Raw genomic sequence first — 24,656 nt, forward strand, 5'->3', positions numbered from 1 at the left:
GCCGAACTATTTTTAAGAGAAAACCCCCGTCCGGGGATACCGGACGGGGGTTTTCTGTGTTTAGGGACCAATTGTCAAGGCTAAACTCCTGCGCCCCGCCTAAATCGCGGGGCTTCAGGGCTTCAGAGGCGGCCGGCCGCTTTCAAGGACAGGTAGGCGTCCGCGAGAGCAGGGGCCAAATCGGAGGGGGTTGCGTCCACGACGGTGACGCCGTGACGCATGAGCTTCTCCGCGGTGCGCAGACGTTCTGCCTGCGCCTGGGCGGCTGAAGCGGCGTTGTAGATGGACTCGGTGGTGCCTCGCGATGCAGCCATCATTTCGATCGCTGGATCGGCCACGGAGGCGACCAGCACCGTGTGGCGTTTCGTCAGGCGGGAGAGGACCGGGAGGAGGCCCTCCTCGACGGGAGCCGCCTCCAGCGACGTAAGAAGAACGATGAGGGAGCGGCGGGGGGCCGTATGGAGGGCCGTGGCGGTCAGGCCGCGGGCGTCCGTCTCGACCAGCTCGGGTTCCAGCGGGGCCATGGCATTGACCAGGGCCGGCAGGACTTGGCCGGCTGTGCGGCCCTGGACCAGGGCGCGGATGCGGCGGTCATAGGCCAGGAGGTCGACGCGGTCGCCGGCCCGGGAGGCCAGAGCGCCCAGGAGGAGAGCCGCGTCCATCGAGGCATCGAGGCGAGGCGCGTCACCGACGCGGCCCGCTGAAGTGCGGCCCGTATCGAGAACCAACAGGATGCGGCGGTCGCGCTCCGGGCGCCAGGTGCGGACAGCCACCGCGGACTGGCGGGCTGTCGCGCGCCAGTCGATGGAGCGGGTGTCGTCCCCGGGAACGTACTCACGGAGGCTGTCGAATTCGGTGCCCTCGCCCCTGGTCAGGACGCTGGTACGGCCGTCGAGTTCGCGCAGCCGGGCCAGCTTGGACGGAAGGTGCTTGCGGCTGTGGAACGGCGGCAGAACACGGACCGTCCAGGGGACGGCGTGGGTGCCCTGGCGGGTGAACAGGCCGAGCGGGCCGTAGGAGCGTACGGTCACGCGGTCCGCATGACGGTCGCCCCTGCGGGTGGGGAAGAGGCGGGTCGTGACACGGCGGCGCTCGCCCGCCGGGATCGTCAGGCGGTGGCGGGACGCGTCGTGTTCCGTGCCCTGGCGCCACGTGCTCGGGGGCCAGGCGTCACGGAGGTGCGCGCGCAGGGGGCGGCGCGAAGGGTTGGTGATCGTGAGAGTGACGTCGGCCGGGTCTCCGAGGCGTACGGAAGTGTCGCCCGAGCGGGTCAGGCGCAGCCGGCGTACGGGGGCGGCCAGGGCGAAGTCGCAGGCGCAGGCCAGGGCCAGAGGTGTGTTGACGGCGAGGATGCCCGTCCAGCTGGGCTCCCAGATCCCGATGGGGAGGGAGCCCAGGGCGGCGAGCAGGGCCGTACGTCCGGTGAGGGCCATGTCGTTGTCGTCTCCGGACCGGTCAGCGGGGGACGGGGACGTGGGTGAGGAGGGCGTTGATGACCGAGTCCGGGGTGACGCCCTCCATCTCCGCCTCCGGGCGCAACTGGACGCGGTGGCGGAGCGTGGGGAGGGCAAGGGCCTTGACGTCGTCGGGGATGACGTAGTCGCGGCCGGTCAGCCAGGCCCAGGCGCGCGCCGTCGCGAGCAGAGCCGTGGCGCCTCGCGGGGAGACACCGAGGGTGAGCGACGGGGACTCGCGGGTCGCGCGGCAGATGTCGACGACATAGGCCGTGATCTCGGGGGAGATCGAGGTCTTCGCGACCGCGGCCCGGGCCGCTTCGAGGTCGGCCGCCGTGGCCACCGGGCGGATGCCGGCCGCGTGCAGATCGCGGGGGTTGAAGCCGGAGGCGTGACGGGTCAGGACGTCGATCTCGTCCTGGCGGGTGGGCAGAGGAACGTTCAACTTGACAAGGAAGCGGTCCAGTTGGGCCTCGGGGAGGGGGTATGTGCCCTCGTACTCGACCGGGTTCTGGGTCGCCACCACCATGAACGGCTCCGGTAGCGGGCGCGGGGTGCCGTCGACCGTGATCTGACGCTCCTCCATGGCCTCCAGGAGGGAGGACTGGGTCTTGGGCGGGGTCCGGTTGATCTCGTCCGCGAGGAGGAGGTTGGTGAAGGCCGGGCCCGGCTGGAAGGAGAAGCGTGAGGTGTGGGTGTCGTAGACGAGCGAGCCCGTGACGTCGCTGGGCATCAGGTCCGGGGTGAACTGGACGCGCTTCGTGTCGAGTTCGAGGGAGGCGGCGAGGGCTCGTACAAGAAGCGTTTTTGCTACGCCGGGGACACCTTCGAGGAGGACGTGGCCGCGGCAGAGCAGGGCCACGACCAGGCCCGTCACGGTGGGGTCCTGGCCGACCACGGCCTTGGCGATCTCGGCGCGCAGGGCTTCCAAAGAGGCCCGTGAGCTGCGGGGATCGGTCGTGGGCCCGGCGTTGTCAGTGGTCGGGTCCATCATGAATGGCGTACCTCTCTTTTGAGGGCGTCGAGGTGGTCGGCGAGTGCGATGAGCGCTGCGTCGGTGGTCGGCGGTGGGCCGAAAAGGAGAGTGTGCAAGTCCTGGGTGGGCGTCGGCAGTTGGCGCGCCAGGGCGGGCAGGAAGGTCTCGGGCATGTGGGCCTGGGACGGGGGGATGCCGATGAGGGGGGCGAGCGTGGTGCGGGTGGAGATACGCAGGGCCGTGGCGGCCCGGTCGCGGGCGTTGGCCTTGCGGTAGAGGCGGGCGCGGCCTTCGACGGTTTCAGAGGCGCGGATCGCGACGGGGAGACGCTCGGCCACCAAGGGGCCCATGCGGCGGGCACGCCACAGGGCGGCGAGGGCTGCCGCGATGAAGAGCTGCAGGGTGCCCCAGAGCCAGCCCGAGGGGAGCAGGTCGAAGAAGCCGCGGTCGTTCTGTGCGTCGCCGGCCGCGGCGTCGTCGGAGAGGGAGGGGAGGTACCAGACCAGATGCGGGCGGGTACCGAGGAGTTGGAGGGCGAGCGAGGCGTTGCCCTGCTTGTCGAGGCGGTCGTTGAGAAGGATGTCGGGGGAGCCGAGGACGACTGTGTCGCCGTCGCCGGTGGCCGAGGCGAGGCGCAGCAGTGTGGGGGCGCCGTCGCTCGGATAGCAGGCGTTCTCGGCGCCGGCGCGCGGCACGTCGTAGCGGTGGCCGCCCGTGTCGGCCGGGCCTGCGCGGCGGGCCTCCGGCAGGTCGCAGGCCGGAGCCAGCGTCGAGTCGACGCTGGGCGCGGGGTCCACGGTGACGCCGGGGGCGAGCCGGCCGACGGAGGCGGAGCCGGGAGCGACGAGGAGCGTGCGGCCGCCCGAATCGGCGGTGGCGGCCAGCAGTTGCTCCTGCTGGTGCGGCGTGAGGAGGTCGGGGACGGCGACCAGGAGGGTGGTGTCGCGGCCGGTCGCGGCCCGGGCCTCGGCGGTCGTGGTGACCAGACGGGTGTCCACGCCTCGGTCGGCGAGGAGTTCGGCGACGGCCCGGCTGCCGTACTGGTCGGCGGAGCGCGGGTCGAGCGTGCCGTGCTTCTCCCCGGAGCGGACGGCCGCGATCGCCACGCCGGCGATCAGGAGAAGGACCAGGGCGAGGGCGATGCCTCGCGTGCGGGTCCAGACCTGGCGGGCCGTGGGTGTGACGGAGGTGTTCTCGGCGGCCGGGGCCGCGGGAGGCGGCGCCGTGAGGGTCGACGCGGCCGTGCCGGCCGGCCGGCTGCCCGGCTCGGCGCTGTCGGGGCGGGAGTTCGGGGTGCGGGGCTCGGTCACCGGGGCGCTCCCGGGGCGGTGGTCAAATCCGGGGTCGTCCGCTCCACCTCGGTGTCCAGGGCGGTGAGGCGCTGGTACGTGTCGGGGGTGCCGGTGCGGCCGCCGTATGTGACGTCGTCGAAGTCGCGGGCCGCCGCGTGCAGGCGGTCCGCGTGGCCGGGAAGCGGCCGGGCAGCTTCTGAGGCGGCCTCGTCGGCGGTGCGGCCGGGGCGCGGGTCGAGCAGGGCACGCTCTTCCAGGGACCGGACGAGGGCGCGCATCCGCTCCTGGACGGCCTGGTTCCAGTGGCCCTGGGCGGCGTGCGCGTCGGCGGCCGCGCGGTGTTCGGCGGCGCTGCGCGGGCGGTCGTCGAAGAGGGGAGCGGCCGAGGTGGGGGAGCGGCGGGGGGTGCCGAGGCGCCACCAGAAGGCGGCCGCGACGGCGACGACGGCGAGGAGGATGACGACCAGGCCGAGTGTGCCGCCCGGAGCGACGCCGGAGGCGGCGTCGAACAGCTTGTCGACCCACTCCCAGAACTTGTTCAGGGCGCGCAGGAACCAGCTCGGGTCGTTCTCGTGGTACGCGGGCTTGGACAGCTCGTGCTCGGCCGCCTCCCGCGCGGGGCCGCGCGGGATCGTCACCGGTGGCTCGTCGCCGCCGGCGCTCGTGAGCCCGGCCGCGGCTCTGAGCACTCCCCCTGGCGTGCTCACCGCATCAGCTCCCCGGAGTGGCGCCGGGGGTGTCCCCGTAGCCCTGGAGGCCCGCGGCGCGGGCGAGTTCGAGGTCGAGGGCCTCCCGGCGGATGCGCTGGTCTATGTAGAGCAGCACGGTGACACCCGCGTTGATCGGGAAGGTGATGGTGGAGCCGACCACCGCGCCGATGCCGCTGATGATCAGGAAGGCCCAGCCGACGTCGCCGCCGGTGTCGAGGAAGCTGCCCATGCCGTCGCCGCTGACCGCTCCGGCGATGAGGCTGAAGGGGACCAGAATGATCGACGCCACGACGCCGGCGATGATCGACGCGAGGAACTGGATGCCGAAGACCCGCCACCACGAGCCGCGGACGAGCTTGGCGGAGCGGCTCATGGCCTTGCGGATGGTCTGCTTCTCCAGCATCAGCGCGGGCGAGGCGAGGGAGAAGCGGAACCACAGCCAGAACGCGACCACGAATGCGGCCAGGCCACCGATGACCGCGAGGGCGATCCCCCCGTCGGACGAGCCGAGCACGGCGACCAGGATGCCGGGGATCGTGCCCACGAAGACGATCGCGGCGGCGATCAGGGGCAGCAGAAGGGTCAGGCCGAGCAGCCGGAAGACCTGGGGGCGGGCGTCGCGCCAGGCCTCTCCGATGGTGGCCGACGTGCCGAGCACCGCGCGGCTGGTGACCGTGGTGAGCAGGGCCGTGGCGACGATCGTGCCGAGCAGCGTGACCACCTGGACCACGCCGGCGCCGATCAGGATCCCGCCCATGGCGCGGGTGACCTCACCGGCGCTGGCGCTGGGGTCGTCGAGGACGTCGGTGGTCGTGGAGTCGTTGAGGACGAAGCCCTGGAGGAGGACGACCATGAGCTCGGTGAGCACGGCGATAGTGAGCGAGATGCCGAGGACGGTGCGCCAGTACGTGCGCATCGTGGACACGGCGCCGTCGAGGATCTCGCCGACGCCGAGCGGGCGCAGCGGGATGACACCGGGCTTGGCGGCGGTCGGCGGGCCGCCGCCGTAGGCACCGGGTCCCCAGCCGCCGTATCCGCCGGGGTCGCCGTGGCCGGGGCCGCCGGGTGGCTGGTTGCCCCAGCCCTGGCCGCCTCCCCAGCCCTGGCCGCCCCAGCCCTGGCCGCCCCAGCCCTGGCCGGGTGCCGGGGGTGGTGGCGGGGCCTGGCCGGAGCCGGGGGCGGGCGGGCCGGAGGGCGCGGACCACTGGGCGGGCGGCGGCTGCTCCTTGGACCACTGGGGTCCCTGGCCCGCGGCGTCCTGCGGGCCGGCACCCTGGCCGCTGTCCTGGCCGCTGCCCTGGGCGTCGCCGCCCGGGCTGTCCTGGCGGTTGCCGTCGGGGCCGTCGGAGGGGGCGGATCCGGGCGATGCCCAGCCCGGAGTGTCGTTCATCGTCGCTCCTTCAAGGTGCCCGTCCGCGGTCGCGGCGGCAGGTTGGCTGCCATCGTGCCATGGGGTGGGCGCCGGATGACCGGGGCCCGTAGAGGCTGGACACCTTCAATTGTCGGCCCGGTCCGGGGCAGACTGGGCAGATGGCTGATCAGTACGCGCAAACCGGTGGGGACATACGGCCCAGCGAGGACATACAGCCCAAGACCATCGACATACCGGCTATCCGGTGGGAGGAACCGGCTGAGGGACCGGTTCTTGTGTTGCTCGACCAGACGCGGCTGCCGGCCGAGGAGGTCGAGCTGGTGTGCACGGACCCGCAGGGGCTCGTGCAGGCGATCCGGTCCCTGGCCGTGCGCGGAGCTCCGCTGCTCGGCATCGCGGGGGCCTACGGGGTGGCGCTCGCGGCGGCCAGGGGGTTCGACGTGCAGGACGCGGCGGACGCGCTGGCGGGGGCGCGGCCCACCGCGGTCAACCTCGGGTACGGCGTGCGCCGGGCCCAGGAGGCGTACCGCGCCGCGCTCGGGAACGGCTCGGGCAATGGGGCGGCCGGGCTGGAGCGGGCCGCCGCCGCGGCGCTCGCCGCCGCGCGGGCGCTGCACCAGGAGGATGCCGCGGCCAGCGCCAAGATGGCCGACCACGGGCTGCGGTTGCTCGATGAGCTGCTGCCCGGCGGCAATCACCGCATTCTGACGCACTGCAACACGGGGGCGTTGGTCTCCGGCGGCGAGGGCACCGCCTTCGCCGTGGCGCTCGCCGCGCACCGGGCGGGGCGGTTGCGGCGGCTGTGGGTGGACGAGACGCGGCCGCTGTTGCAGGGTGCACGTCTGACCGCGTACGAGGCCGCGCGCAACGGGATGGCGTACACGCTGCTGACGGACAACGCCGCCGGTTCGCTGTTCGCGGCCGGTGAGGTGGATGCCGTGCTCATCGGGGCGGACCGGATCGCCGCCGACGGTTCGGTGGCCAACAAGGTGGGGAGCTATCCGCTCGCCGTGCTGGCGCGCTATCACCATGTGCCGTTCATCGTGGTGGCGCCGGTGACGACGGTGGATCTGCTGACGCCCGACGGTGCGTCCATCGAGGTGGAGCAGCGGGCCGGACATGAAGTGACGGAGGTCACTGCGCCGCAGGCGCCGCTGGCCGGGATGGAGGCAGGTGGCGGAATTCCGGTGGCACCGTTGGGAACGCAGGCCTACAACCCCGCGTTCGACGTGACGCCGCCGGAGCTGGTGACGGCGATCGTCACCGAATCGGGCGTTGTTTCTCCGGTGACAGGTGGGAGTCTGGGTGAGCTGTGTTCCAGGTCACGCCAGGTAACGATGAGCTAATGGGATGATGTGGTCCATGAAGGGACGAGTCCTTGTCGTCGACGACGACACCGCACTGGCCGAGATGCTCGGCATTGTGCTGCGTGGTGAAGGTTTTGAGCCGTCGTTCGTAGCTGACGGCGACAAGGCGCTGGCCGCTTTCCGTGAGACCAAGCCCGATCTGGTCCTCCTCGACCTGATGCTGCCCGGTAGGGACGGCATCGAGGTCTGCCGCCTCATCAGGGCGGAATCCGGGGTACCGATCGTGATGCTCACAGCGAAGAGCGACACCGTCGATGTCGTCGTGGGCCTCGAATCGGGCGCGGACGACTACATCGTGAAGCCGTTCAAGCCGAAGGAGCTGGTGGCCCGGATCCGGGCGCGGCTGCGGAGGTCGGAGGAGCCCGCCCCCGAGCAGCTGGCCATAGGTGACCTGGTCATCGATGTGGCCGGGCACTCGGTGAAGCGGGACGGGCAGTCGATCGCGCTGACGCCGCTGGAGTTCGACCTGCTGGTCGCTCTCGCGCGCAAGCCCTGGCAGGTGTTCACGCGTGAGGTGCTCCTCGAGCAGGTCTGGGGCTACCGGCACGCGGCGGACACCCGTCTGGTGAACGTGCATGTGCAGCGGCTGCGTTCGAAGGTCGAGAAGGACCCCGAGCGGCCGGAGATCGTGGTGACCGTCCGTGGCGTCGGTTACAAGGCCGGACCGAGCTGACATGTCCCGGGACAGTGCCGCTTCGGCGCCCGGCAAGCCGGGGACTCGTCCGGAGCGGCCTGTGGGACCCGCGGCCGGGCGCAGCTCCTGGCTGCGCCGGGCCGTGGACGGCGGTCTGCTGCTCAAAGGCGGGATGAACGGCAGCCCGGTGCTGCGTCTGTTCGCCCGTTGGGTGCGACGCCCGCTGCTGCCCGCGATGCGGCTGTGGCGGCGCAACATCCAGCTGAAGGTGGTCGTCACGACACTGCTGATGTCGCTCGGTGTCGTGCTGCTGCTCGGCATCGTCGTCATCGGCTCGGTGCGTAACGGGCTGCTCGATGCGAAGGTGAAGGCCTCGCAGAGCCAGGCCGAAGGCGGGTTCCGGGCCGCCAAGGACAAGGCGGACTCTGCCGTGGCGGGGGTGCGCGGCGGCGCGTCCGACGACACCCGCGCCAGTCTGGGGTCCAACGTCTGGCTGAGTGATCTCGCCACCCAGCTCTCCAGCGGTGGCAAGGGCGCCTTCGACGTGGTGACGCTCAGCCCCGGCGACGCCGGCAGCGGCAACGGACGGGGGCCGCGCGCCTCCGGCGGTGTGGAGCCGGACCGCAGCGTGCCCGACGACCTGCGCGCGCGGGTCGACCGGATGACCGGCGCGTCGCAGGAGTACACGCGCATCGTCTACAAGGGTGGCCAGGAGTCGCAGCCCGGCCTTGTCATCGGCAAGCGGCTCACCGACCCGCAGGGCCACGCCTACCAGCTGTACTACCTCTTCCCGCTGACGCAGGAGGAGAAGTCCCTGGGTCTGGTGAAGGGCACGCTCGCGACGGCCGGACTGTTCGTCGTCGTGCTGCTCGGTGCCATCGCCTGGCTCGTCGTACGGCAGGTCGTCACGCCCGTGCGGATGGCGGCCGGGGTGGCCGAGCGGCTCTCCGCGGGCCGCCTTCAGGAACGTATGAAGGTGACCGGCGAGGACGACATCGCGCGTCTCGGCGAGGCCTTCAACAAGATGGCGCAGAACCTGCATCTGAAGATCCAGCAGCTGGAGGACCTGTCACGGATGCAGCGGCGGTTCGTGTCCGATGTGAGCCATGAGCTGCGGACACCGTTGACGACCGTACGGATGGCTGCCGATGTCATTCATGAGGCGCGGGTCGACTTCGATCCGGTGACGGCGCGTTCCGCGGAACTGCTCGCCGATCAGCTGGACCGGTTCGAGTCGCTGCTGGCGGACCTGTTGGAGATCAGCCGGTTCGACGCCGGGGCGGCCGCGCTGGAGGCCGAGCCGATAGATCTGCGTGAGGTCGTGCGCCGGGTGGTGGGTGGCGCCGAGCCGCTCGCCGAGCGCAAGGGCACGCACGTGCGGATCGTCGGCGACGAGCAGCCGGTGGTCGCCGAGGCCGACGCGCGCCGCGTGGAGCGCGTCCTGCGCAATCTGGTCGTGAACGCCGTGGAGCACGGTGAGGGCAAGGACGTCGTGGTGCGGCTCGCCGCCGCGGGCGGTGCGGTGGCGGTCGCGGTGCGCGACTACGGGGTCGGGCTCAAGCCGGGCGAGGCGACGCGGGTGTTCAGCCGTTTCTGGCGGGCCGACCCGGCACGCGCGCGTACCACCGGCGGTACGGGGCTCGGGCTGTCGATCGCGCTCGAGGACGCGCGGCTGCACGGGGGCTGGTTGCAGGCGTGGGGTGAGCCGGGCGGTGGTTCGCAGTTCCGGCTCACGTTGCCGCGGACGGCGGACGAGGCGCTGCGCGGGTCGCCGATACCTCTGGAGCCGGAGGATTCGCGGCGGGCCCGCGAGGCCGGCGACGCGGGGCTGCCGGCCGGCGAGGGCAGGAAGCTGGCGACGGTGCCGGCCCAGGTGCCGCCTGTTCCGGCGAAGGCTCCGATAGCGCCGCGTCTGGCGCAGTCCGCGGTGTCCGCCGATCCGACGGCGTTGCCGGGCAGCGGCGCGCGCGTGGTGTCGCGCGGCGGCATGAACGGGGGCGACGGTGCGGCGAGTGTGCCGCGGCAGCCGGACGACCGTACGGGACGGGCCGGCCAGGCCGAGTCCGCGGACGCGGCGGGGCAGGACGAGAGCGGGGCCGAGAGGGCGCGGGCCGGCTCCGGCGCGTGGCGGGGCGACGTGACTGTGGGTGGGCGTCGGGCCGCGGAGCCGGACGAGCGTGGCGAGGGGAGCGACGGCGGTCGTGAGTGATGACACAGGCTCTGAGCAGCGTGCGCCGCGCGGGCGGCGCGGGATACGGGCCGGGGCGCTGGCGGGGTGCGGCGCGATCGTGCTCGCCGGGTGTGCGTCGATGCCGGACAAGGGCGGGCTCGAGTCGGTCGAGGCGTCGCAGCGGCCGGACTCGCAGGTGCGTGTCTTCGCGCTGCCACCCCGGGACGGGGCCAGTCCCACGAACGTCGTCGAGGGCTTTCTCGAGGCGCTGACCAGCGACGATCCTTCGTATGCGATGGCTCGTAAGTATCTGACGCCGAAGGCCGCGAAGGACTGGCGGCCCGGGCAGCAGACCGTGGTGCTCGCCGACGGGCCGAGCGCGCGGCCGGTCGGACAGCAGGACGCGGGGGACGAGGGGCAGTCCTTCAGCCTGTCGGGCCGGCAGGTCGCCACGGTCGACAAGCAGCAGGCCTACCAGCCGGGTTCGGGCCAGTACAACAAGAATCTGCACCTGTCCCAGGTCAAGACGGCCAAGGGGGACCAGTGGCGGATCGACAGCCTGCCGACGGGTGTCGTGATCGGTGAATCCGACTTCCAGCGGATCTATCAGTCCGTCAACAAGTACTACTACGCGGTCAATTCGGTGGCCGAGGACGACCCCCCGCAGAAGCGGCTCGTCGCCGACCCCGTCTTCGTACGGCAGTGGACGGATCCGCTGACGGAGACGGTCAAGGAGGTCCTCGCCGGGCCGACGCGCTGGCTGGACCGCGCGGTGCGGACGGCGTTCCCGACGGGCGCGGGGCTGAAGGACGGCGTGGAGTCGCTGGCCCCGGACGACGCGAACAAGCTGACGGTGCCGCTGAACAAGCAGGCGGAGGACGTCACACCGACCAAGTGCAGGGAGATGGCGGCCCAACTGCTGTTTTCCTTGCGGGACTTGTCGTCGTCGAGTGTGAGCGAGGTCGAGCTGAAGCGCGCCGACGGCCGGCTGATGTGTGCGCTGAACGAGTCGGAGGCCGACGCCCTGGTGGCGCCGCGCAGGTCCGCCGTCCTGGACGAGCAGTACTTCCTCGACGGCAAGGGCCGACTGGTACGGATGCCCGGCACCAGCAGCTCCGACCGGGAGGCGGAGCGGGTGCCGGGGCCGCTGGGCGAGGGCGAGCAGCCGATGCGTGCCGTGGCGGTCTCCCGGGACCAGGAGCGCGCCGCGGGGGTGTCGAGCGACGGGCGTTCGCTGTACGTGGCGTCGTTCGTCACCAGCGCCTCGCTGGGGGACGCGCTGGTGCGCAGCCATGCCGTCGACGTCAAGGACGGTCTTTCGACGCCCAGCTGGGACGGGCGCGGGGATCTGTGGGTGGCGGACCGCGATCCCGGGGACCCGCGGCTGCTCGTCTTCGGGCAGGGTCTCGGCGACAGGATGCAGCAGGTCTCCATCGAGGGGATCGGCGACGGCGCCCGGATCGAGACGGTGAAGATGTCCGCCGACGGTGCGCGGATCGCGCTGCTGGTGAAGGAGAAGGGCACGACGTCGCTGCGCATCGGCCGTGTCGAGCGGCAGTCCGACGGGGAGGGCGGCCTCGAGTTCTCGGTGGCCGATCTGCGCGTCGCCGCACCGGAGATGGAGGACGTCACCGCCGTGTCCTGGGCGGGCGGCAGTCGGCTCGTGGTGGTCGGCCGGGAAGCCGGTGAGCTGCAGCAGATGCGGTACGTGCAGTCCGACGGATCGACCCCGACCGGGCAGGCGCTGCCGGGGCTGACCCGGGTGAGCGAGATCTCGGCGTCCGAGGACGACCGGCTGCCGCTGCTGGCGCACTCCGACGACGGGATCGTGCGGTTGCCCTCCGGGGCCGCGTGGCAGTCGGTGGCGAAGGACGGGACGGCGCCGGTCTACCCGGGGTAGGCGGGGTTTGCGCCTTCTGCCGGCCCCGCCTCCTCCTGGGGTGCCCTGTCCGCCCTGCCATGGGGCGCCCCGTCTACCTGGCATGGGCCCCTCATCTGCCTGTCAGGGTCGGCCAGTTGTCCACAGGGCGTTGTCCACAGGGGTGGTAGCCCGGCGTGCGTGTTGGCAGAGTGGGGGTATGCGGGGGTGGTGGCAGGACCTCTCCGATCTGGTGCTGCCGGCTCAGTGCGCAGGCTGCGGCAGGTCGCGTACGGCGCTGTGTACGCGGTGCTCGGCGGCGTTGTGCGGCTCCGTGTCCAGCCGGGTGCGGCCGCGGCCCGAGCCGCAGGGGCTGCCGGTCGTGCACGCGGCCGCTCCGTACCGGGACGCGGTGCGGGCCGTGCTGCTCGCGCACAAGGAGCGCGGTGCGCTCGGGCTGGCGGGGCCGCTCGGTGCGGCCCTTGCCGGGGCGGTCCGGGAGGGGCTGACGCCCGAGCGGGGCGAGGGGCCGGGCTCTGGTGTCGTGGCGCTCGTCCCCGTGCCCTCGGCGCCCGGGGCGGTGCGGGCGCGCGGGCACGACCCGATGCGGCGGATCGCGTACGCGGCCGCCGCCGAGCTGCGCAGGGCCGGAGTGCCCGCCAGGGTGCTCGCCGTGCTGCGGCAGCGGCGTGCGGTGGCCGACCAGTCGGCGCTCGACGCCCGGCAGCGGCTCGCGAATGTGACCGGTGCGCTGGAGGCGGCGGGCGGTAGCGGCGGGCTGCTCGCAGAAGTTGGCCGGATTGTGCTGGTCGACGACCTCATGACGACCGGCGCTTCCATGGCGGAGGCGGCCCGCGCGATAGGTGCTTTGACGCGTTCGGAATCGGGTAGCGGGCAAGGCGGAGCAGGCCGGGAACGCTGCGCGGCAGATCCGGAAATAGCAGGTCCGAGCGGGGTCCTGGGGGCCGTGATCGCCGCTTCTCCGGATTCCTTCGAAATAAACCGGAACTGACCGACAATCTGCGTCGTTGCAGGTAGCGAGAGGGTTATTTCAACTGAATGGAGGTACGCGCCAGTAGAGGGTGACGACATCCGTCCGGGCGAGATATGTTCGGATGTGAGGAACTTGGTGAGAAAGACGGCCGAAGTACCTCGCATATCGGATTGCCGTGCCATGGGTTTGCGCAGAGATTTGGCAATCCCCCGGGACGGTGGGGTGGAGATCTTGTCCGCGGGGGAGGAGGAGGTGGACGTCACCGAGTCCGAGGCTCCGGAAGTGGCCGGAGCCTGGTGTGCAAAAGGGAGAAGCTCCGCCCCAGAAGCGGAGCTATCCGGGAACGGAGTTCTGCGTGGACATCGTCGTCAAGGGCCGCAAGACCGAGGTACCGGAGCGGTTCCGCAAGCATGCGGTCGAGAAGCTGAAGCTGGACAAGATCCAGAAGCTCGACGGCAAGGTGATCAGCCTCGACGTCGAGGTGTCCAAGGAGCCCAACCCCCGACAGGCCGACCGGTGCGACCGCGTGGAGATCACGCTGCGTACGCGGGGGCCGGTGATCCGGGCGGAAGCCGCGGCAAGCGATCCGTACGCGGCGCTCGACCTCGCCACGGACAAGCTGGACGCGCAGCTGCGCAAGGAGCACGGAAAGCGGTCGACCAGGCGCGGCACCCGGCGCATTTCGGCGGCGGAGGTCGCCGAGCGTGTCCCGGACGCGGCCACGCTGAACGGGGACGGCTCGATCGCCAGGGACGAGACCCAGGCCGACGGCGTACCGACCACCAAGATCGGTTCGCTCGAGATCCAGGGTGAAGGCCCGCTCGTCGTGCGCGAGAAGACGCACGTGGCGGCACCCATGTCACTCGACCAGGCGCTCTACGAGATGGAGCTGGTCGGGCACGACTTCTATCTGTTCGTCGACTCCGAGACCAAGGAACCGAGCGTCGTCTACCGCCGCCACGCCTACGACTACGGCGTCATCCACCTCAGCACCGATCCCATGGTGGCCGACGCCGAGGTGCGCAGCGCCGACGCCGGTGACGCCATCGGCGGCTGAGCCCGCTCGGACACCGCTGCCTGCCCGGCCACGGTTGTCCGAAACTCACTCATCCGGTGCCCCTGGAGTGCGTGTGCGCCCCCAGGGGCACCTTTGTGCGACCCCCCGGTGCGCCGCACCGTCGTCGCGGGGAGGCCGCGGCATGAAATCATGGCCGAGCCGGCTCAACCGGCGTGTCGCCGCCTCGGGTTGGCGCGGCACAGGAGACGGGCCACGGCCTTCAGGGGGAGGAACGATGGCGGACAGCTTCGGACCGATGCGGGGCGAGAGCGCGGGCGCTGCCGGCGAGGCCTCCGGCATGGGGCCGGACGCGGGCTCCCTGCGCAAGGAGCCCATCCGGGTCCTTGTGGTGGACGACCACGCGCTGTTCCGGCGTGGTCTGGAGATCGTTCTCAAGGCAGAGGAGGACATCCAGGTCGTCGGCGAGGCCGGTGACGGCGCGGAGGCGGTGGACAAGGCGGCCGACCTGCTGCCGGACATCATCCTCATGGACGTGCGGATGCCCAAGAGGGGCGGCATCGAGGCGTGCACCTCCATCAAGGAGGTGGCACCCAGCGCCAAGATCATCATGCTGACGATCAGCGACGAGGAAGCCGACCTCTACGACGCGATCAAGGCGGGCGCGACCGGCTATCTCCTCAAGGAGATCTCGACCGACGAGGTGGCCACGGCCATTCGCGCGGTGGCCGACGGGCAGTCGCAGATCAGCCCGTCGATGGCGTCGAAACTGCTCACCGAGTTCAAATCGATGATCCAGCGCACCGACGAGCGCCGGCTCGTGCCTGCGCCCCGGCTGACCGACCGGGAGCTGGAGGTGCTCAAGCTCGTCGCCACCGGAATGAACAACCGGGACATCGCCAAGCAGTTGTTCATCTCGGAGAACACCGTGAAGAACCATGTGCGCAACATCCTGGAGAAGCTCCAGTTGCATTCCCGGATGGAGGCCGTGGTCTATGCGATGCGCGAGAAGATCCTCGAGATCCGCTGACCCCGCGCTCGCCGGCCCGGCACCCGCAGACCCCGCTCGCCGGCCCAGAACCCCGCCGGCCCAGAACCCCGCCGGCCCAGAACCCCGCCGGCCCAGAACCCCGCTAGCCCAGCGCGCTGACGAGGGACCGGCGCAGGGGCGCGTCCGCCATGCGCTCCACTCGGACGCTGTCGCAGCCGACCCAGCTCGCCGCCTCCAGCAGGGCCTGAGCCACTGCGGGGACCGCCTTCGGGCCGTCCAGGGAGACCTGTCTCGCGACGAGCGTGGTGCCCTCTCGGGCCGGGTCGACCCGGCCCACCAGCCGGCCACCGGCCAGGACCGGCATCGCGAAGTAGCCGTGGACGCGCTTCGGTTTGGGGACGTACGCCTCCAGGCGGTGCGTGAAGCCGAAGATCCGCTCCGTGCGCGCCCGCTCCCAGACCAGGGAGTCGAAGGGCGACAGCAGCGTCGTGCGGTGGCGGCCACGGGGGGCCGTCTCCAGAGCCGCCGGATCGGCCCAGGCCGGCTTGGCCCAGCCCTGGACGGTCACCGGGACCAGGCCGGTGGACCCGATCACCGCGTCGAACTGCTCGCTCTTGAGGCGGTGGTAGTCCGCGATGTCCGCGCGCGTGCCGACGCCCAGCGCCTCGCCCGCCTGCCGGACCAGGCGGCGCACGCACTCCAGGTCGTCCAGATCGTCATGGAGCAGCCCAGCGGGGATCGCCCGCTCCGCCAGGTCGTAGACCCGCTTCCAGCCGCGCCGCTCGACGCACACCACCTCGCCGTACATCAGCGCCCGCTCGACGGCGATCTTCGACTCCGACCAGTCCCACCACTCGCCTTTGTTCTTCGCGCCGCCCAACTCCGTGGCGGTGAGCGGGCCTTCGACGCGCAGCTGCTTGATCACCTGCTCGTACGCCCCGTCGGGCAGGTCGTGGTGCCAGTGCGGGCGGGTGCGGTAGGCGCGGCGGCGGAACGCGAAGTGCGGCCACTCCTCGATGGGCAGGATGCAGGCCGCGTGCGACCAGTACTCGAAGGCGTGACGGTCGCTCCAGTACGCCGTCTCGACCTTCCCGCGGCCGACCGCGCCCAGGCGCGCGTACGGGATCAGCTCGTGCGAGCGGGCCAGCACCGAGATCGTGTCCAGCTGGACCGCGCCGAGGTGGCGCAGCACCCCGCGGACCCCGCCCCTGCGGTCCGGGGCGCCGAGGAAACCCTGGGCGCGCAGCGCGATGCGGCGGGCTTCGTCGGCGGACAGATCGGCGGCAGGACGCGGCAAGGTCGTCATGCCCGAAACGATAGAGCCGGGCACTGACAGTCAGGAGCGTCGGGCACCGGCAGTCAGGAGCGTCGCTCACCGGCAGTCAGGCGGGCGTCGGCAGGTAGGGCAGGGGGCACGGCAGGTCCAGATCCGAGGGGAGCAGGGCGCCGATCCAGCAGTCGCGGAGCACTTCCTTGTTGAGCAGGCCCGAGCGCAGGACGCCTTCTATGGTGAACCCGGCTCTCTCGGCGACCGTGCGCGAGCCCACGTTGCCCACCTCGGCCCGCCACTCCAGGCGCGTACAGGCGAGGTCGGTGAAGGCCCAGCGGGCCAGACCCAGGACGGCTTCCGTCGTATAGCCGCGGCCGCGGTGCTCCTTGGCCGTCCAGAAGCCGATCTCCCAGGTGCCCGCGCGCGGGTGGTGCAGCGAGATGGCGCCGAGGACCGGCCCGTGCTCCTCGGTGCGCAGGGCGAAGGTGTACTCGGTGTCGGTGCGCCAGCCATCCGCGACCATGCGCCGTACGAAGTACTCCGCGTCCACGCGCGCGTAGGGCGAGGGAACCGGCACCCAGCGCTGGATCTCGGGGTCCTGGACCGCGGCGCACACTTCGTCGATGTCGGCGGGCACGAAGGTGCGCAGTTGCAGGCGGTCGGTGGTCAGCGTCACGGGGTCCATCGCCCGATTGTGCTCGGGGTCATGGAGGGATGTCACCACTTTTCGTGTCCCTTACCGGCACCTTCCGAGGTCCCTGTCCGTTGGACCTCACGGCAGACCTCCCGGCGCGGTGGGGTCCTCGCATACGATGGCCGTTGCTCAGGCTGTCGCTTGAGTAACCGACCGTGCCAGGCCCGACCGGCAAGGAGACCAACCGCGTGTCCGTCCTCCAGAAGATCATGCGTGCAGGCGAAGGCAAGATCCTGCGCAAGCTGCACCGCATCGCGGACCAGGTCAACTCCATCGAAGAGGATTTTGAAAGCCTCTCCGACGCCGAGCTGCGCGCCCTCACGGATGAGTACAAGCAGCGGTTCGCGGACGGCGAGTCCCTCGACGACCTGCTCCCCGAGGCCTTCGCGACCGTCCGCGAGGCCGCCCGGCGCGTCCTCGGCCAGCGTCCCTACGACGTTCAGCTGATGGGCGGCGCCGCGCTCCACCTCGGTTATGTGGCCGAGATGAAGACCGGTGAGGGCAAGACCCTGGTCGGCACGCTGCCGACGTACTTGAACGCGCTGTCCGGCAAGGGCGTCCACCTGATCACGGTGAACGACTACCTGGCCGAGCGCGACTCCGAGATGATGGGCCGCGTCCACAAGTTCCTGGGACTGAGCGTCGGCTGCATCCTGGCGAACATGACGCCGGCGCAGCGCCGCGAGCAGTACAACTGCGACATCACCTACGGCACGAACAACGAGTTCGGCTTCGACTACCTGCGCGACAACATGGCGTGGTCCCAGGACGAGCTCGTCCAGCGCGGCCACAACTTCGCGGTGGTCGACGAGGTCGACTCCATCCTCGTCGACGAGGCCCGTACGCCGCTGATCATCTCCGGCCCCGCCGACCAGGCCACCAAGTGGTACGGCGACTTCGCGAAGCTCGTCACGCGCCTGAAGAAGGGCGAGGCGGGCAACCAGCTGAAGGGCATCGAGGAGACCGGCGACTACGAGGTCGACGAGAAGAAGCGCACCGTCGCCATCCACGAGCCCGGTGTCGCCAAGGTCGAGGACTGGCTGGGCATCGACAACCTCTACGAGTCGGTGAACACCCCGCTCGTCGGGTACCTGAACAACGCCATCAAGGCCAAGGAACTCTTCAAGAAGGACAAGGACTACGTCGTCATCGACGGCGAAGTCATGATCGTCGACGAGCACACCGGCCGTATCCTCGCCGGCCGCCGTTACAACGAGGGCATGCACCAGGCGATCGAGGCGAAGGAAGGGGTGGACATCAAGGACGAGAACCAGACCCTCGCCACGATCACCCTGCAGAACTTCTTCCGCCTCTACGACAAGCTCTCCGGCATGACCGGTACGGCGATGACCGAGGCCGCCGAGTTCCACCAGATCTACAAGCTGGGCGTCGTCCCGATCCCGACGAACAAGCCGATGGTCCGCAAGGACCAGGCCGACCTGATCTACCGCACCGAGGTCGCCAAGTTCGACGCGGTCGTCGACGACATCGCGGAGAAGCACGAGAAGGGCCAGCCGATCCTCGTCGGTACGACGTCGGTCGAGAAGTCCGAGTACCTCTCGCAGCAGCTCAGCAAGCGCGGCGTCCAGCACGAGGTGCTCAACGCCAAGCAGCACGACCGGGAGGCGACGATCGTCGCCCAGGCCGGCCGCAAGGGCGCCGTCACCGTCGCCACGAACATGGCCGGCCGTGGTACCGACATCAAGCTCGGCGGCAACCCCGACGACCTCGCCGAGGCCGAGCTGCGCCAGGCGGGCCTCGACCCCGTCGAGCACGTCGAGGAGTGGGCCGCGGCCCTGCCCGCCGCCCTGGAGAAGGCCGAGCAGGCCGTCAAGGCGGAGTTCGAAGAGGTCAAGGACCTGGGCGGGCTCTACGTCCTGGGTACCGAGCGGCACGAGTCGCGGCGTATCGACAACCAGCTGCGCGGACGCAGTGGCCGTCAGGGCGACCCCGGCGAGTCGCGGTTCTACCTCTCCCTCGGCGACGACCTGATGCGCCTGTTCAAGGCGCAGATGGTCGAGCGCGTCATGTCGATGGCGAACGTGCCGGACGACGTGCCGATCGAGAACAAGATGGTGACGCGGGCCATCGCCTCCGCCCAGTCGCAGGTCGAGCAGCAGAACTTCGAGACGCGTAAGAACGTCCTGAAGTACGACGAGGTGCTCAACCGCCAGCGTGAGGTCATCTACGGCGAGCGCCGCCGCGTCCTGGAGGGCGAGGACCTCCAGGAGCAGGTCGTGCACTTCATGGACGACACCATCGACGAGTACATCGGCGCCGAGACCGCCGAGGGCTTCGCCGAGGAGTGGGACCTCGACCGGCTGTGGGGCGCCTTCAAGCAGCTCTACCCGATCAAGGTGACGGTGGAGGAGCTGGAGGAGGAGGCCGGTGACCGTGCCGGTCTGACCGCCGAGTTCATCGCCGAGGCCGTCAAGGACGACATCCACGCGCAGTACGAGCAGCGCGAGGAGCAGCTCGGCTCCGAGATCATGCGCGAGCTGGAGCGGCGTGTCGTGCTCTCCGTGCTCGACCGCAAGTGGCGCGAGCACCTCTACGAGATGGACTACCTCCAGGAGGGCATCGGCCTGCGCGCCATGGCGCAGAAGGACCCGCTGGTCGAGTACCAGCGCGAGGGCTTCGACATGTTCACCGCCATGATGGAGGGCATCAAGGAGGAGTCCGTCGGCTACCTGTTCAACCTGGAGGTCCAGGTCGAGCAGCAGGTCGAGGAGGTCCCGGTCGAGGACGCGGCGCCCGCCACGTCGCTGGACAAGGAGGACGCGGTTCCGGCGCAGGCCACTTCGCGTCCGGAGATCCGGGCCAAGGGCCTGGACGCCCCGCAGCGGCCCGACCGGCTGCACTTCCAGGCGCCGAACGCCGAGGGCGGTGTCGACGAGGGTGACTTCGTCACCGACGACGGCCCGGCGCGGTCCGAGTCCGACGGTCTGACCCGGGCCGAGCGCAGGAAGCAGTCGAAGGGCCGGCGTCGCAAGAAGTGACAGCCGTCTGACGTGAAGGGCCGGGCACGGTGTGCCCGGCCCTTCACCGTTTCACCCGCTTCCCGGGGCGGGCAGCCTTTCCCTTCGCTTCCCGGACGGGGCCGTCTTTGCTCACCCGCTCTCCCGGGGTGGGCGGCCGTCGAGTTCGACCGCGGTGACGCGCCAGCGGTCGTCGTGGGACAGGTGGAGGCGGAAGGCCAGGGCGTGCAGCCGGGGGCCCGAGGTGATGCGGGCGAAGACCTCGTAGGTGCCCGTGGACGGTTCGAAGTGGCCGATGCGGTGGATCGTCGGACGGAGGCCGCCGGTGCCGAGCGGGCGGCGGGCCACCAGCCACAGGAGGTCGTCGTAGGCCTGGTCGGCGGCGTGACGGGCGAACCAGTGCGGGGGCCGGTGGCCGGACAGGACCAGGAGCAGCCGCTGGGTGAAGAGCTCGGTCGGGTGGGGCGGGGCCTGCGGCGGTACCCGGCGGTCGGCCGGGCGGCGGGAGTCCCGGCGGGACGGGGGCCGGGTGGTTCCTCGGGGGCCCCGCCTGGTCATCACCTTCTGCACAACGCCTCCGGATACCAGTCAGTAACTTTGGGTGTGGGGATCTTCTACGGCGTCCGGCGAAGCCCGCGCAAGGGGAGACGGAGCGGGCCCGCGCGGGACGGCGGGTTCACTTATCCGGGTGAGCGGATGGGGGGCGGGCGCGTGGCCGGGCGGGCGGCCCGGGTGATCCGGCCGGGCCGCCTTGACGAGGATGCGAGGGGCGGGCGGCAGTCCGAAGGGGGACTCCCGCACGTATCCTGGAAGCCCACCGACCCCGAAGACGACAACACGACGAAAGCGGCCGGCCATGCGTGTGTACGTACCTCTCTCCCTGCCCCGACTCGCAGAGGCGTACAAGGCGGGCGAGCTGGGACCCGCGCCGCTCACCGCGTACGCCGTGACGCCGGCGCTGCGCGAGTGGTACCTCTCCGACGACATCGAGGAGCTGGAGTACGCGGCGCTCAACCGGGCCGCGGTGGCCTCGCTGCGGCTGCTCGCCGGGGAGCCCGACGCGGAGCGGCGGCGGGTCGTCGTCGCCGTGGACGTGGCGGACAAGGCCGCCGTCGTCGACCCCGACAGCGGGCTCGACCCGACCGCGCTGGGCGAGGTGTCCGTGCGCGAGGTGGTGCCGCTGGCCAAGGCCGCCGCGGTGCACGTGGACGCCGATGACGCGGAGGCGGACGTCACCGCCGCCGCGGCCGCGCTCGGTGCCGCCGATCACGGCGACGACGACGCCCAGTTCGTCGTGGACGGGGCCGAGGACCACGAGCTGCTGTGGTTCGCCACGCAGGAGATCGCGAACCTGGTGGGCCGCGGCGAATAGGGCCGTGGAACCGGTAGGCGCGACGGGTAGTTTCTAGGCATGGGGAAGCACATAGCCGCGGCGCACATCGTCTGGGACTGGAACGGGACGCTGTTCCACGACAACGATGCCATCATCCGTGCCACCAACGGCGCCTTCGAGGAGATCGGGCTCGCCCCGATCACGCTGGAGCAGTACCGCGCGCTGTACTGCGTGCCGGTGCCCAAGTTCTACGAGCGGCTGATGGGGCGGCTGCCCACCGCCGCCGAGTGGGTCGTGATGGACGAGGCGTTCCATCGGCACTACGCCCAGCACGCCGTGGCGTGCGGCCTCGCCGACGGCGCGGAGATGCTGCTCGCCGGATGGCAGGACGCCGGGCGCAGCCAGTCCATCCTCAGCATGTACGAGCATGAGCAACTGGTGCCGCTGGTAAGGCAGTTGGGGATCAACGGACGGTTCGTGCGCGTCGACGGGCGGACCGGTCCCTCCGGTGGCAGCAAGGCCGAGCACATGGTGCGGCACCTGGGTGCGCTGCAAGGCGTCGCGCCGGAGCGGACCGTCGTCATCGGCGACGCCGCCGACGACGCCGTCGCCGCGCTCGGTGTCGGCGCGCGGGCCGTGCTCTACACCGGCGGATCGCACAGCCGGGCCAGCCTCGAAGGCGTGGGGGCACCCGTCGTCGACACGCTCGCCGAGGCCGTGCGCGAGGCGGAGCGGATCGTCGCCTCGGCCTGAGGCGTCTCACACCACCGGGGCTTCTGTGCCGACTTCGCTCACGCTTCGCACCGTGCTGCGTACCCTGAGGTGAGTGTGGTGGGGCGGTACGGCGCGACGGGGGTACGGGAAGCGTGAGTTTCGGCTTCGGGCAGCGGCGCGACGGTCAACTGCCGGTGGAAGTGACCACATTCGTGGGCCGGGCGCAGGAACTCGCGCAGGTGCAGAGCGCGTTCGAGCGCGCGAGACTCGTCACGCTGGTCGGCCCGGGCGGAGTCGGCAAGAGCCGTACGGCGCTGCGGGCGGCGGCCGGGTTCGGTGAGCGGTTCCCCGACGGGGTGTGGCTGGTCGAGCTGAGCGCGCTGCGCGACCCGGAGCTGATCCCGGTGACGCTCGCCGCCGTGCTGCAACTGCCCGAGCAGGCAGGCATGGAGCCGCTCGACGCGGTCGTCGCGCATCTGCGGGAGCGGCGGCTGCTCATCGTCCTCGACACGTGCGAGCACCTCGTCGACGCGTGCGCGATGCTCGCCGACGTACTGCTGCGCGAGGCGGCCGGGGTGAGCGTCCTCGCCACCAGCCGGCAGCCGCTCGACGTGCCGGGCGAGCACTGCTGCGCCCTCGCGCCGCTCGGGCCCGACGACGCCCTGGAACTGTTCGTGCAGCGCGCCGCGGCCGTCGTGCCCGGGTTCGCCGTGACCGACGCCAACCGAGAGCAACTGGCAGCGCTGGCGCAGCGGTTGGACGGCATCCCGCTCGCTCTGGAACTGGCCGCGGTGCGGTTGCGGGCGGTTCCCCTGGAGCAGTTGACGGAGCGGCTCGGGCAGCGGTTCGAGGTGCTCACGGGCGGGCGGCGGACCGCGCTGACGCGACATCAGACCCTGCGTACGGCCATCGGCTGGTCGCACGAACTGTGCACACCCCAGGAGCGGCTGCTGTGGGCGCGGCTGTCCGTCTTCGCGGGCTCCTTCGAACTGTCTGCCGCGGAAGTGATCTGCTCGGAAGGGGAGTTGGCGGACGCCGCGGTCCTCGAGTGCCTGATCGGACTCGTGGACAAGTCCGTCGTCCAGCGCATCGGGGAGAACGGCGGACGCTACCGGCTGCTCGACACGATCCGTGAGTACGGTGCCGAGTGGCTGGCCGATTCGGGGCAGGCGGACGCCGTCCGGGAGCGGCACCTCGCGTACTACCGGGAACTGGGGCAGCGCTACTGGGACGAGTTCCTCTCACCCGCGCAGCCCGTGCACTGCCGGGTGCTGCGGGCCGAGATGCCCGACCTGCGGGCCGCGTTCGAATACGCCTACAAGGACGCGGAGTCGGCGGATCAGGGGCTGTGGCTCGCCGCGCAGCTCGGGCCCTACTGGCGGTCGCTCGGCGCGCTCTCCGAGGGGCGTTTCTGGATCGAGAAGGGGCTCGCGCTCCTCGACGAGGTGGGCGACGAGCAGGCGTGGGGGCGGTTCATGGCCGCCCTGTTCGCGGTGTGGTGCGGGGATCTGCCCGGCGCCCAGAAGCTGTTCCGGCGGGCGGTCGCGGTGGCGCGGGCGGCCGGGAACGACCGGGTCGAGTTGTTCTGCGAGGCCTACCTGGGCGGTCTCGACGCGCTGAGCGGGGAGCCCGGCGGGCTGGCGGCGCTGGAGGAGGCGCGGCAGCGGATCGTGGCCCGGGGAGACGGGCTCGGCATCGCGGTCGTCCACTACGAGGGCGCGCTGCTGCGCGGGGTGCTCGGCGACACCGACGGGGCGCTGGAGCTGTGCCGGGCCGGCCTCGCATACCTGGCGGAGACCGGCGAGCGGCAGATGTTCGCGTCCACGCTCCTGGTGCAGGGGCTCATCCGGTGGCTCGCCGGGGAGCGCGAGGACGCTCTCGCGTCGCTGCGCCGGGCGCTGGAGGCTGCCGCCGAGGTCGACGAGGTGCTCGTCGCCGCGATGTGCTGTCTCGGGCTCGCCTGGGCGGCCGCCCACGAGAAGCGGTATGTGCGGGCCGCCTGGCTGTTGGGGTACGCGCAGAACGCGCGGCGGCTGGCCGCCGGGGACCCGGTCGGCATGCTGCCGTCGCTCTTCGAGGAGCAGGAAGCCGTGCGGGGGGCCGTGCGGCTGGCTCTGGGGGACGACGCGTACCAGCGGTGGACGGAGACGGGGGCGCGGTTGTCCGGGGAGCGGGTGCTCGAGGCTGTGCGGAGCGGGAGCGATACGCCGCCGGGGCCCTCCGGGCGGGGGAGCGGGGGTGGGGCGGATGCGTTGACTCGGCGGGAGCGGGAGGTTGCGGCGCTGGTGGCGCGGGGGTTGTCCAATCGGGAGATCGCTGAGCGGCTGGTCATTTCCAAGCGGACCGCTGATGCGCATGTCGAGCATATTTTGGCGAAGTTGGGGGTGGGGTCCCGGACGGAGGTGACGTCTGGTGGGGGGCGGGCCGAGGGTTCGGGGGGTTGAGTGTGTGCGGGTCGGCTGAGCTGATTTGCGCAGTTCCCCGCGCCCCTGGGTGGGCTGGTCGTTGGTGTCGGGTGCGCGTTGGGTGTGGTTGAGCGCGCCGTTCCCCGCGCCCCTGACGGGGCGCACAGTTCCCCGCGCCCCTGACGGGGCGGGGCGTCTAGGTATACGGATAGGGCGGGGCGGCCGTATATGCGTATACCTGTCTCGCGGGATACCGATGTCACGGTCGGGGGTGTGACGTGAAGCTGGGGGTGTGCCGGATGTTCCGGGTGATGTGCGCGGCGGGGTGCTGGGCAGTAATGGTCAACTCCCACGGCTGTCGTGGCAACGGCGTCCCGTCGTGGTGGACCGGAACATGGCGCGTCGCGGTGGCTGCCCTCGTCGGCGGGG

At 71.3% G+C, this 24,656-nt stretch carries 19 protein-coding genes; 11 read left to right on the forward strand and 8 right to left on the reverse strand.

Going from position 1 to position 24,656, the window contains the following annotated elements:
- Positions 1-122: 122 nt before the first annotated feature.
- Genes ABD366_RS27950 through ABD366_RS27970 form a run of 5 tightly spaced genes read right to left on the reverse strand, consistent with a single transcriptional unit; the run spans position 123 to position 5,822 of the window.
- On the reverse strand, positions 123-1,433 hold the full coding sequence (locus ABD366_RS27950) for a DUF58 domain-containing protein (RefSeq protein ID WP_324770324.1): 1,311 nt from the start codon (positions 1,431-1,433) through the stop codon (positions 123-125).
- Between the two features lie 22 nt (positions 1,434-1,455).
- A complete protein-coding gene (locus tag ABD366_RS27955; RefSeq protein WP_324770329.1) occupies positions 1,456-2,445 on the reverse strand; it encodes an AAA family ATPase in 990 nt (329 codons plus the stop codon).
- Positions 2,445-3,740: a DUF4350 domain-containing protein gene (locus tag ABD366_RS27960; protein WP_324770325.1), complete on the reverse strand. Its 1,296-nt coding sequence runs from the start codon at positions 3,738-3,740 to the stop codon at positions 2,445-2,447. Before ABD366_RS27960 ends, ABD366_RS27955 begins: the two co-directional genes overlap by 1 nt.
- Complete coding sequence (locus ABD366_RS27965) at positions 3,737-4,429, reverse strand: DUF4129 domain-containing protein (protein ID WP_324770326.1); 693 nt, start codon at positions 4,427-4,429, stop codon at positions 3,737-3,739. Before ABD366_RS27965 ends, ABD366_RS27960 begins: the two co-directional genes overlap by 4 nt.
- Positions 4,430-4,433: 4 nt before the next feature.
- Positions 4,434-5,822, reverse strand: a complete 1,389-nt coding sequence (locus ABD366_RS27970; protein ID WP_344442683.1) for a DUF7847 domain-containing protein — start codon at positions 5,820-5,822, stop codon at positions 4,434-4,436.
- Between the two features lie 140 nt (positions 5,823-5,962).
- Here ABD366_RS27970 and mtnA point away from each other — a divergent pair, with 140 nt between their 5' ends.
- The 7 genes from mtnA (at position 5,963) to ABD366_RS28005 (ending at position 14,872) form a co-directional block, all read left to right on the forward strand.
- A complete protein-coding gene (mtnA, locus tag ABD366_RS27975; RefSeq protein WP_324770208.1) occupies positions 5,963-7,150 on the forward strand; it encodes an S-methyl-5-thioribose-1-phosphate isomerase in 1,188 nt (395 codons plus the stop codon).
- A gap of 4 nt (positions 7,151-7,154) precedes the next feature.
- The gene (gene mtrA, locus ABD366_RS27980) at positions 7,155-7,844 is read left to right on the forward strand and encodes a two-component system response regulator MtrA (protein WP_199836122.1); all 690 of its coding nucleotides are present in this window, start codon (positions 7,155-7,157) and stop codon (positions 7,842-7,844) included.
- 1 nt (position 7,845) lies between these two features.
- Positions 7,846-10,014: an MtrAB system histidine kinase MtrB gene (gene mtrB, locus ABD366_RS27985; protein ID WP_324770206.1), complete on the forward strand. Its 2,169-nt coding sequence runs from the start codon at positions 7,846-7,848 to the stop codon at positions 10,012-10,014.
- A gap of 100 nt (positions 10,015-10,114) precedes the next feature.
- A complete protein-coding gene (locus ABD366_RS27990; RefSeq protein ID WP_411293741.1) occupies positions 10,115-11,875 on the forward strand; it encodes an LpqB family beta-propeller domain-containing protein in 1,761 nt (586 codons plus the stop codon).
- A 178-nt stretch (positions 11,876-12,053) separates the two neighbouring features.
- Positions 12,054-12,845, forward strand: coding sequence for a ComF family protein (locus tag ABD366_RS27995; protein ID WP_344442687.1), 792 nt, complete (start codon positions 12,054-12,056; stop codon positions 12,843-12,845).
- 337 nt (positions 12,846-13,182) lie between these two features.
- Positions 13,183-13,884 carry a ribosome hibernation-promoting factor, HPF/YfiA family gene (hpf, locus tag ABD366_RS28000; RefSeq protein WP_324774384.1) on the forward strand — a complete coding sequence of 234 codons (702 nt, stop codon included), beginning with the start codon at positions 13,183-13,185 and terminating at the stop codon, positions 13,882-13,884.
- Positions 13,885-14,119: 235 nt separating this feature from the next.
- Positions 14,120-14,872, forward strand: a complete 753-nt coding sequence (locus ABD366_RS28005; protein ID WP_324774382.1) for a response regulator transcription factor — start codon at positions 14,120-14,122, stop codon at positions 14,870-14,872.
- A 103-nt stretch (positions 14,873-14,975) separates the two neighbouring features.
- On the opposite strand, the gene ABD366_RS28010 is transcribed toward ABD366_RS28005, so the two are convergent.
- Complete coding sequence (locus ABD366_RS28010; protein ID WP_324774380.1) at positions 14,976-16,139, reverse strand: winged helix-turn-helix domain-containing protein; 1,164 nt, start codon at positions 16,137-16,139, stop codon at positions 14,976-14,978.
- A gap of 76 nt (positions 16,140-16,215) precedes the next feature.
- Entirely contained in the window at positions 16,216-16,788 is a 573-nt protein-coding gene (locus ABD366_RS28015; RefSeq protein ID WP_324774378.1) for a GNAT family N-acetyltransferase, read from the reverse strand.
- A 197-nt stretch (positions 16,789-16,985) separates the two neighbouring features.
- On the opposite strand from ABD366_RS28015, the gene secA reads away from it, so the two are divergent.
- Positions 16,986-19,796, forward strand: coding sequence for a preprotein translocase subunit SecA (secA, locus tag ABD366_RS28020; RefSeq protein WP_324774375.1), 2,811 nt, complete (start codon positions 16,986-16,988; stop codon positions 19,794-19,796).
- 111 nt (positions 19,797-19,907) lie between these two features.
- On the opposite strand, the gene ABD366_RS28025 is transcribed toward secA, so the two are convergent.
- Complete coding sequence (locus ABD366_RS28025; RefSeq protein WP_324774373.1) at positions 19,908-20,333, reverse strand: Rv3235 family protein; 426 nt, start codon at positions 20,331-20,333, stop codon at positions 19,908-19,910.
- A gap of 298 nt (positions 20,334-20,631) precedes the next feature.
- Between ABD366_RS28025 and ABD366_RS28030 the strand changes: the two genes are divergently transcribed.
- The 3 genes from ABD366_RS28030 to ABD366_RS28040 all read left to right on the forward strand — a co-directional run bounded on the left by ABD366_RS28030 (position 20,632) and on the right by ABD366_RS28040 (position 24,266).
- Entirely contained in the window at positions 20,632-21,147 is a 516-nt protein-coding gene (locus ABD366_RS28030) for a DUF6912 family protein (protein ID WP_324774371.1), read from the forward strand.
- A gap of 39 nt (positions 21,148-21,186) precedes the next feature.
- Positions 21,187-21,861: an HAD family hydrolase gene (locus ABD366_RS28035; RefSeq protein ID WP_324774369.1), complete on the forward strand. Its 675-nt coding sequence runs from the start codon at positions 21,187-21,189 to the stop codon at positions 21,859-21,861.
- Positions 21,862-21,974: 113 nt separating this feature from the next.
- Positions 21,975-24,266 carry an ATP-binding protein gene (locus tag ABD366_RS28040; RefSeq protein WP_324774367.1) on the forward strand — a complete coding sequence of 764 codons (2,292 nt, stop codon included), beginning with the start codon at positions 21,975-21,977 and terminating at the stop codon, positions 24,264-24,266.
- The last annotated feature ends 390 nt before the right edge of the window (positions 24,267-24,656 follow it).

The organism is Streptomyces kunmingensis (assembly GCF_039533535.1).
GTDB lineage: Bacteria > Actinomycetota > Actinomycetes > Streptomycetales > Streptomycetaceae > Streptomyces > Streptomyces kunmingensis.